Below are 9,018 nucleotides of genomic sequence, written 5' to 3'. Positions count from 1 at the left end.
CCAGAATTTAGCGCAAAAAAATCATTTTCTGCCCATTTTTTTGCGACGAGTCCAGAATCTGTAAAATCTCTGTAAGCCGTGCCATTAGAGGGCTTCCGGCTAACCCATTGTTTAACTTAAGAGTCCAAAAATGATTGCCACCCCACAATAGTCACGAAACGGCAAAAAGGTACGGCGAGGGCAGTACCTTGCCCACAGCGCGGGCGGAGGGTCGCGCCCGCCCGCGGTATCGGCCGGGGAACGAACGCGGGGTGGCAATTGCGAAGACGTCGGCGTGTAACGGTCTGCAACGCGCGTGGTAATGACGCTGTGGCGGCGGCAGAGCGCCAGCTAGGTTTACTCGCGGTGCGCTAGATCCACACGATGGCCACCAGCGCCGCCAGGCTGAGTATCGCCGCCAGACCGTAACAGATAAACTTATCCGACGGCGACGCGATTTTCAGATCGTGCAATAAATGATGCAGCCGATGAAAGCCGCTCCAGAGCGGTAAAATGACCATCAGCAGGAGAAAGATTTTTCCGGGCCAGCTCTGAGCAAAGGCCGCTATGCGCGTATAGTCGAGCGCGGCGCCAGGGTAGAGGCCGAGTGGTAGCAGCAGTGTCACGAGCAGCAGCATGACCGGTGCGACGATCGCGGTCCACATGCCGCCGGCGCCAAAAAGCCCCCAGAAAATCGGTTCGTTACTGCGTTTTGGACTAGATTTTACGAAGCATCTCCCCTCAGTAAAAATAGGCGAAAGCGAGTAGCACCATGCTAAACAGGGCGGTGACGACCCATAAACCCATAACGATGGGCTGTGGCGGCAGTTTGTGATCGCCCACGACGACAATGCTGGCTTTCGGCGCCAACTGAAACCAGGTTACGGTGTGCAGCAGCGCCGCCAGCAGCGAGACGATATTCAACATCAGCACCAGTGGATGCTGCAAGAAGGCGACAAACCGCGCCCAGTCCGCTTCCCCGTCGTGAAGCATCACGGCGCCGCCGATCAGCTCCAGACTAAACCAGATTGCCGGTATCGCCGTCGCTTCGCGCAGCATGTAAAAAGTGCTAGAAACCCAAGTGGCGCCACCAACTGCCGGTCATCGGCGATGTATACGGTCTGCGTTTGGTTGCATTAATCATTGGTCAGTCTCCCTGCGGGGTGAGGGTGGCAATCAGGTAATCTTTGCTGCTGGCCACTTCGCCCTGCTGAATGGCCGCGGCGGGATCGACGTGCTTCGGGCAAACCTCCGAGCAGTAGCCGACGAAGGTGCAGCGCCACACGCCATTTTCGCCATTGCGCTGCGCCATGCGCTGACGCCGGCCCTCATCGCGGCTGTCCAGATTGTAGCGATGGGCGAGGGTGATAGCCGCCGGCCCGATGAATTCCGGATTTAGCCCAAATTGCGGGCAGGCGGCATAGCATAGTCCGCAGTTAATGCAGCCGGCAAATTGATGGTATTCCGCCATTTGCGCGGGCGTTTGCACGTTGGCGCCCTGTTCCGGCGTGCGGTTGTTGCCAATAATCCAGGGCTGGATGGCCAATAAACTTTCCATAAAGGCGCTTATATCCACCACCAAATCGCGCTCGATAGGGAAATTCGCCAGCGCCCGCACCTTCAGGCCGTGCTGGAAATCGCGCAGGAAGGTTTTGCAGGCCAGCCGCGGCACATCATTGACCATCATGCCGCAGGAGCCGCATATCGCCATCCGGCACGACCAGCGGAATGTCAAATCCGCCGCCAGGTGATCTTTGATATAGCCCAACGCATCGAGAAGCGACGTTTGTTCGTCCCAGGGTACCGGATAGCGCTCCCAGTGCGGAGCGCGATCTTTTTCGGGGTCGTAGCGTTGGATTTGTACCGTCAACGGGTGCTTGTCCGCCATGGTTGGCCTCCTTACTCGCGGTAACCGGCGCTTCCGCCTCGCCGCCGTAAACCCGCTTGGCGGGGGGGGGAGGGTAGTGATTTTCACGTCGCCGTAATCCAGCCACACGCCGCCGTCAGGCGTGGCGAAGGCTAAGGTGTGTTTCAGGAAATTGACATCGTCGCGGGCGGTGCAGCCTTCGTCGAGACGTTGATGCGCGCCCCGTGATTCCCGGCGGTGAAAAACCGAATACGCCATGCATTCCGCCACGTCCAGCCTGTGCTGCAACTCCAGTGCATACAAGAGGTCGGTATTAAAGACGCTGCTGGTATCCTGTATTCGGACCCGTTTAAACCGGTCTTCTAACTCAGGGAGTTTATCGATGGTTTTTTGCATTAATTCAAGAGTGCGATAAATACCGCAGCCTTCCTCCATGCTCAGGGCCATTTCGTCGCGCAGCCAGCTCCAGGTTTCGGTGCCTTCCTGGCGCTGTAGCGCGCGCAGCCGTTCGGCGATGTCACTCGCCAGGCCGTCGAGCGCCGCACCGTTAGCGTTAGCAGGCGGACTTTGCCGCGTGCGTAGCGCCGCCTATTCACCGGCGATGCGGCCGAAGAAAACCACCAGCTCCGCCAGCGAATTGGAGCCCAGCACGGTTAGCGCCGTGCAGCCCGACCGAGGAGTATTCCCCGACCGCGTACAGTCCCTGCACCCGGGTTTCGCACAGCGCGTCGGTATCAATGCCGCCCATCGTGTAATGGGCAATAGGGCGTACCGGGATCGGCTTATTGACCGGATCGACACCCACATAGGCTTTAGGCAGCTCGCAGATAAACGGCAGCCGCTCTTGCAGCTTTTTGGCGCCCAGATGACGCAGATCCAAATGTACGACGTCGGCGCGCGGGGTGGCGATAGTACGGCCGGCGCGCCATTCATGCCAGAAGGCCTGCGAGAGTTTGTCCCGCGGGCCCAGCTCCATGTATTTGTTTTTCGGCTCGCCCAGCGGTGTTTCCGGCCCCATGCCGTAATCCTGCAAATAGCGATAGCCGTCTTTGTTGACCATGATGCCGTCTTCGCCGCGGCAGCCTTCGGTAATCAAGATACCCGAACCCGGCAGGGCGGTCGGATGGTATTGCACGAATTCCATATCGCGCAGGGAAACGCCGTGGCGCAGGGCCATACCCATACCGTCGCCGGTGACGATGCCGCTGTTGGTGTTATAGCGGTACATGCGGCCGGCGCCGCCGGCCGCCAGAATCACGGCGAATCACGGCATTGGCGCGAAATTGTACCAGCTGGCCTTCCATCATGTTGATAGCCACCAGCCCTCGAGCCTGACCCTCCTCCACCAGCAGATCCAGCACGAAATACTCATCAAAGCGTTGAATTTGTGGAAATTGCAGCGAAGTTTGAAACAGCGCATGCGGCATGTGGAAGCCGGTTTTATCGGCGGCAAACCAGGTCCGCTCAATTTTCATCCCGCCGAAGCGCCGGACGTTGACGGAGCCGTCGGCCTTGCGGCTTCAGGGGCAGCCCCACTGCTCCAGTTGAATCATCTCCCACGGGCAGTCGCGTACGAAGGTATCAACCACGTCTTGCTCACACAGCCAGTCGCCGCCGGATACCGTATCGTGAAAATGATCGGCGAAACTGTCGTGATCCTGGGTGACGGCCGCGGCACCCCCTTCGGCGGCCACGCTGTGGCTGCGCATGGGATAGACTTTGGATATCAGGGCAATCTTGAGCAGAGGCTCCGCCTGTGCCACGGCGATAACGGCGCGCAGTCCCGCGCCTCCGGCGCCGATGATAGCGATATCGCAATTAATGACTGACATAGCGTTCTCCATTGCTAAATAAAATAGTGCTCACAGTGTAAACCGGGCGCTGCGGCCGCCCGCGGCCTCACGCCAGCATCACCATCCAGGGGTAGCCGATGACCAGCAGCAGCACCAGGAAAATCACGCCGAAAATGGTGCCCAGTCGCCAATAATCGGCGGTTGGAAGGTAGCCGCTGCCGTAGTAAATGGGACTGGGCCCGGTGCCGTACGGCGTAATAATCCCCATTACCCCCAGCGATGTGACCAACAGCAGGCAAAATACCATCATGTTGATCCCCGGGATCGCGGCGCCGATCGCCAGCACCGCCGGCAGCAGCGCAGTGGTGTGCGCGGTGATGCTGGCAAACAGGTAGTGCACCAGGTAAAACGCCAGCACCAGCGCCAGCGTGGCCTGCACCGGTCCGATACCGCTTAACAGCTGCGCCCCCAGTTTGCCCAGCCAGGCGATAAAGCCGACGTCGGACAGCCCTGCCGCCAGCGTGACCAGCGTGGCGAACCAGACGAAGGTATTCCACGCCGGTTTATTGTCGGTGATATTGCTCCAGTCCAGAACGCCGCTCAACAACATCAGCACCACCACCATCAGTCCTGCCACCGCCGGTTCGATAAACGCGGTGGCAAAAATCCAGCATAGTAGCGCCAGACAGACAAAAATCAGTAGCAGGATCTCTTTACGCGAAAGCGCCCCCAATTTTTGCAGCTCGCTTTCCGCCCAGCGCGGCACCTCGGCATTTTCTTTTACGCCGGGCGGATAAAGCCAATAGGCCAGCAGCGGTAACGACAGCAACAGTACGATCCCAAGCGGCAGAAACGCCAAAAACCAGGTTCCCCAAGAGATAGTGATGCCAACCAGATTTTTCACCAACGCCAGCGCCAGTAGATTAGGCGCCAGCGCCGATAAAAACATCGAGCTGGTAATACAGGTGGCGGTGATGGCGACCCACATCAGATACGAACCAATCAGTCTGGCGCTGGGGTCGTTGGGTTTCGAGCCGTACAACGGCGGCAGGTTGGAGATAATCGGATAAAGCGTACCGCCGCTGCGCGCGGTATTGGACGGCGTAAAGGGCGCCAACAGCAGATCGGCAAAAGTGATGGCATAGCCGAGCGTCAGGGTGCGTCGTCCGAGGTATTTGACCAGCAGCAACGCCAGCCGGCGACCGAACCGCGTTTTCTCAAAGCCGGCGGCGAACATAAAGGCGCTGAAAATGAGCCAGACCGTAGAGTTGCTGAAGCCGGAAACCGCCCATTTAAAACTCATGGCGGGGAGATTAAAATTGGCGGCCGCCTGCTGTTCGGGGCTAAACAGCAGCCATTCGCTGCCGAGGGTGATGATAACCACCGCGGTCAGCCCTACCACGGCGCCGGGCAGAGGTTCAAGAATCAATCCGACGATGGCGCCGGCGAAGACGGCAAAAAAGTGCCAGGCGTAGGGTGCCAGACCTTCCGGCGTGGGGAGGCAGAGTAATACCAAGGTGATAAGCAGCGGAAGAAACAGCGATATGCAATGTTTCATTTTCCCTCCTGAGTCGCGTTTTTGTTATGAGTTTTTTAACTTGCCCTAATGCAGTTCAGCGGTTAAGTTTGTCGTTAACGTCCAGCAGTAACCCTTAGCGAAAAGTCGCAACATGTTTATCGGTAACGCAGTGATTAACCGATTTAATTTAGTAAATTACTAGTTATGTTGTTTGAAATTTAAACCTCAGTAATCGTATGGATTGATATGTTCATAATGGGGCTTTCTCGGCTGTGGCGGTTGATCTCGATCAACAAAGGCAGGAACAGCGCGCGTGCCGAGGGCGCTAATTCAGCAATTTTTGCGCTACCTCAACTTTAAGCCGTGCGGGTGCGGGAGAGGAAATCCTTAGCCACCCTCGTGGCCGAGAGTGGGGTAGCATACCCTATTATCCCGTCGGCGGTCCGGCGGTCATCGCAGACGTAAGAGATCATTATGAAATCCGTCACCCCCAGCGCCCACCACTTTAGCGAACTCGCCCGCGCGACGGCGATTGCCGAACTTAACGGGCTTCTGCAGACCGGTAAGTTGCTTAGTCGTGTCAGCTAACTCATCGACGCTCTCCAACTGGAACGCGGCACGTCGAATATCTGGCTGAGCAGCGGCGGCCGGCTGCTTGATCGCGAGCGTGGCGCACCGGACCCGCCATGCGCTACAGGCCCGGAAAGAGGCAGATGTCGAGCTGGCCGCGCTGGCGCAGCGCCCTGCGCAGAGCGGCGGCGCCCGCTTGTTCCACCGCGCCGCCCGCGCGCTGACCGCGTTGGAAACATTGCCGGCGTTACGCGAGGATATCTGCCGCCAAACGCTTGATGTGCCGGCGGCAATATCGGGTTTCAGGGCGGTTATTCGTCAATTGTTGGGCCTGATTTTCGATGCGGCGGATGCCGCGACTGAACCCGCGGTATCCCGGGCGATGATCGCGTTGTTCAGTTTCATGCAGGGCAAAGAGCTAGCGGTGCAGGAACGGGCGCTGGGAGGCGGGTTTCGCCCGTGGGACGTTTGGCGACGCCGAGCGTCAGCAACTCACGACGTTGATAGAAGGCCAAAACCTGTGTTTCGCCACCTTTAGCCAATTTGCCGCTGAACACGTGCTGTCGCGCTGGACGGCGCATCGCTTCGATAATGCCGAGTTTGAACGGCGGCGCCGCATCGCCTGTACCTAATCGCGCCCTGAAATAGCCGGCGCACGAACGACCTCAAACAGGTCCAGTCCGCTCTGGAAGAGGCGCTGATGGACAGCTGCCGTGCCGCTATTTCCCAGGCTTGAACAGCAAGAGACATCGCCCGTGGACGCCGCCGCACCCGAGGACGGCGCCTTTCAGATAGTTATTTTGCCGCTGGAGGAAACCCCCTCGGCGGCGCTCCGCTCCCCACCGATTTCCTCAGCCCGCGGCTGAGCCGCTCCGTGCTGTCGCTGGCGCAGCAGCAATCCTTACGGCTTCAGCAGTTGGGTCAAGAGCTGGCAACGCTGCGCGCGGGTTTGGAAGAGCGCAAAGTCATCGACCAGGCGAAAGCTCTCCTCATCCGCCAGCGCAATCTATCCGAAGACCAGGCCTATCAAACCCTGTGCACTCTGGCGATGAACCAGAACAAGCGGGTCGTCGACATTGCTGCCGCCATTCTCGCCATCGCCGATGTACTGTACAGCTAAATTGTATCAATCCTCCTTTTGTTCTTAATCAATAAACCATTGCCGTTGGTGTGGGATCATAACACCGTGAAGCATGTCGCACGGGCGTATTCTGATGCACCGCCGGCGTGAACCCCCTCGTCAGGAAAGAGGCGGTAGCGCGCGTTAAAACGTATTAGCCAACATATTCACCCCCGCCAGGACGAGGAGAGGCGCGCTGGCACAGCATTTGCTTCCTGACTTACTGACATTAATCACCGGCGACGGCCAACGACGGTTGCCGGCGGTGAACGGGATAAAGGCGTCCATCGGTCTGTTGTAAGGCAGGCTGCTGGGCGCTTTTTTTGTTTTTTTGGCGCAAAGACGGCGACGTCACCTGCGCCGGAGGCTTGTAAGCGAGGTCGAAAGATGAAGCCGCATCTGGTGGTAGCCGGCAACGAAATGGCCGGTATGCAGGTGGTGGAAACCCTGTGTCGGTTAGTGCCGGATAAATTTCATATCACGGTCATCGGGCGTGAACCGCGTGAAAACTATAACCGGATTTTGCTTTCGCCGGTTTTGGGCGGGGAGAAGACGTTTGACCAGACGGTGCTGCACCCGCGCGGATGGTACCGGGCACACCATGTCAGGCTGCTGACTGAGGAAACGGTGACCAGCATTGATGCCGCGTGACGCACGCTGACCACATCGGCGCGTGAGTTGAGTTGGCAACAGCTCGTGCTGGCCACCGGCTCCCGACCGGTAATGCCGCCGCTGCCGAGGATCGATTTGCTTCATGTGTGCGGGTTCCGCACGCTGGATGATGTAAAGCATATGCTGGCCGTTGACGGGCCGGTGGTGGTATTGGGCGGCGGGGGCTGTTGGGTATCGAAGCGGCCGCCGCACTGCGTCGCCGCGGTCGGCAGGTGACGCTGGTGCATCTGATGGACCGGCTCATTGCACGGCAGTTGGACGCCGTTGCCGCCCGGGCCTTGCTGGCGTCATTGACCGAGCGCGGTATCGACTGCCGGCTCAATACGACGCTTGCGCGCATTGACGTTGACAGCGTACTGAGCAGCCAGGGCGAGCGGTTACCGGCGACGCGGGTCGTCATCGCCATTGCCGTGGCGCCGGAAGCGGGGTTGGCGCAAGCGGCGGGTCTGAGGTGTCAACGTGGCGTCATCGCCGACGGTCAGCTGCGGACCCCCGACGCGGCCATCAGCGCGGTGGGGGAATGTTGCGAAATCGATGGCAATACCTTTGGTCTGCTGGCGCCCTGCCTGGCGCAGGCGGAAGTCTGGCGCAGCGGCGGGCGGGACTACTACCTCTGTGGCGGATTTTTGACTAACGGACGCTGGCACGTGGCTTAAGGTCACCGGTATTGAGGTGTTCAGCGCCGGCGATATCGACGCCTTGCCCGACGACGCACTGTATAGCGCCCAGGATCCCGCAACCGGCCATTACTGCCGCCTGCTGGTGCGCGACGGACGCCCGGGCGGGGGTGTTGCTGTATGGCGATACCGGCCACGCCGGCGGCTATTTACAACGCCTGCAGGGCGAGATGCCGGTCGACAGCGGCCTACTGTTTTCACCTGATAATCTTCAAACGCCGCGCGCAGCGGCAGGACGGCAAACAATGAGCAAACCGACATTAGTGGTGATTGGCCATGGCATGGTTGGCCAGCATTTTCTAGAGCAGATCCCCCGCGAAGGACTCGCCATGCAATATCACATTGTGCTGTTCGGCGACAAGCCGGTAGAGGCCTATGATCGCGTCCATTCGACGAACTATTTCGCCGGCCGCAATGCCCGGGCACTGTCGCTGGTGACGCTGGGCTTTATGGGCGAGCACGACATCGATTTGCGTACGGGCAACGGTATAGTCGCCATCGATCGCAAGCGGCGCTGCGTGCGCAACGACGCCGCTCATGAAACCGCCTACGATCGGCCTATCATCGCCACCGGATCCCAGGCATTTGTGCCGCCTATCCCAGGCCATGACAGCGACGGCTGCTTTATTTATCGCACTCTGGCGGATCTGGACGCTATTGCCGCACGCGCCAAAAACGCTCGCCGCGGCGTGGTCATCGGCGGCGCCCTGCTGGGGCTGGAGGCCGCCAACGCCTTGCGTAAGCTGGGGTTGGAAACGCACGTAGTGGAGTTCGTACCGCGGCTGATGGCGCTGCAGCTGGATGACGGCGGCGCCCGGCTG

General features: G+C 59.3%; 9 protein-coding genes and 3 pseudogenes. 7 read left to right on the top strand and 5 right to left on the bottom strand.

Going from position 1 to position 9,018, the window contains the following annotated elements:
• Positions 1-350: 350 nt before the first annotated feature.
• From frdD to ACTBDU_RS14830, 5 genes and pseudogenes are all read right to left on the bottom strand, one after another.
• Entirely contained in the window at positions 351-731 is a 381-nt protein-coding gene (frdD, locus tag ACTBDU_RS14850; protein WP_438807007.1) for a fumarate reductase subunit FrdD, read from the bottom strand.
• Positions 721-1,123: pseudogene (gene frdC, locus ACTBDU_RS14845) on the bottom strand (fumarate reductase subunit FrdC). Before frdC ends, frdD begins: the two are co-directional and overlap by 11 nt.
• A 3-nt stretch (positions 1,124-1,126) precedes the next feature.
• Positions 1,127-1,867, bottom strand: a complete 741-nt coding sequence (locus tag ACTBDU_RS14840) for a succinate dehydrogenase/fumarate reductase iron-sulfur subunit (protein WP_438807006.1) — start codon at positions 1,865-1,867, stop codon at positions 1,127-1,129.
• A gap of 28 nt (positions 1,868-1,895) precedes the next feature.
• Positions 1,896-3,678 (bottom strand): annotated as a pseudogene (gene frdA, locus ACTBDU_RS14835) (fumarate reductase (quinol) flavoprotein subunit); the annotation flags it as partial.
• A gap of 67 nt (positions 3,679-3,745) precedes the next feature.
• Positions 3,746-5,197, bottom strand: a complete 1,452-nt coding sequence (locus tag ACTBDU_RS14830; RefSeq protein ID WP_438807005.1) for an anion permease — start codon at positions 5,195-5,197, stop codon at positions 3,746-3,748.
• 628 nt (positions 5,198-5,825) lie between these two features.
• Here ACTBDU_RS14830 and ACTBDU_RS14825 point away from each other — a divergent pair.
• The 7 genes and pseudogenes from ACTBDU_RS14825 to ACTBDU_RS14795 form a co-directional block, all read left to right on the top strand.
• A pseudogene (locus ACTBDU_RS14825) lies at positions 5,826-6,360 on the top strand (nitrate- and nitrite sensing domain-containing protein).
• A gap of 242 nt (positions 6,361-6,602) precedes the next feature.
• A complete protein-coding gene (locus ACTBDU_RS14820) occupies positions 6,603-6,848 on the top strand; it encodes an ANTAR domain-containing protein (protein WP_438807004.1) in 246 nt (81 codons plus the stop codon).
• A gap of 387 nt (positions 6,849-7,235) precedes the next feature.
• Entirely contained in the window at positions 7,236-7,499 is a 264-nt protein-coding gene (locus ACTBDU_RS14815; RefSeq protein ID WP_438807003.1) for a hypothetical protein, read from the top strand.
• 27 nt (positions 7,500-7,526) lie between these two features.
• The gene (locus tag ACTBDU_RS14810) at positions 7,527-7,736 is read left to right on the top strand and encodes an FAD-dependent oxidoreductase (protein WP_438807002.1); all 210 of its coding nucleotides are present in this window, start codon (positions 7,527-7,529) and stop codon (positions 7,734-7,736) included.
• Positions 7,688-8,176, top strand: a complete 489-nt coding sequence (locus tag ACTBDU_RS14805; RefSeq protein ID WP_438807001.1) for an FAD-dependent oxidoreductase — start codon at positions 7,688-7,690, stop codon at positions 8,174-8,176. The genes ACTBDU_RS14810 and ACTBDU_RS14805 overlap by 49 nt, the downstream gene beginning before the upstream one ends.
• 16 nt (positions 8,177-8,192) lie before the next feature.
• Positions 8,193-8,402: a hypothetical protein gene (locus ACTBDU_RS14800; RefSeq protein WP_438807000.1), complete on the top strand. Its 210-nt coding sequence runs from the start codon at positions 8,193-8,195 to the stop codon at positions 8,400-8,402.
• On the top strand, positions 8,311-9,018 hold a 708-nt coding region (locus ACTBDU_RS14795), incomplete at its 3' end, for an NAD(P)/FAD-dependent oxidoreductase (protein WP_438806999.1). The genes ACTBDU_RS14800 and ACTBDU_RS14795, both read left to right, overlap by 92 nt.

Source organism: Sodalis sp. (in: enterobacteria), assembly GCF_051710625.1.
Lineage (GTDB): Bacteria > Pseudomonadota > Gammaproteobacteria > Enterobacterales > Enterobacteriaceae > JBPESN01.
Note: the sequence above shows the minus strand (reverse complement) of the source record. Positions and strands in the feature narration are given on the sequence as shown.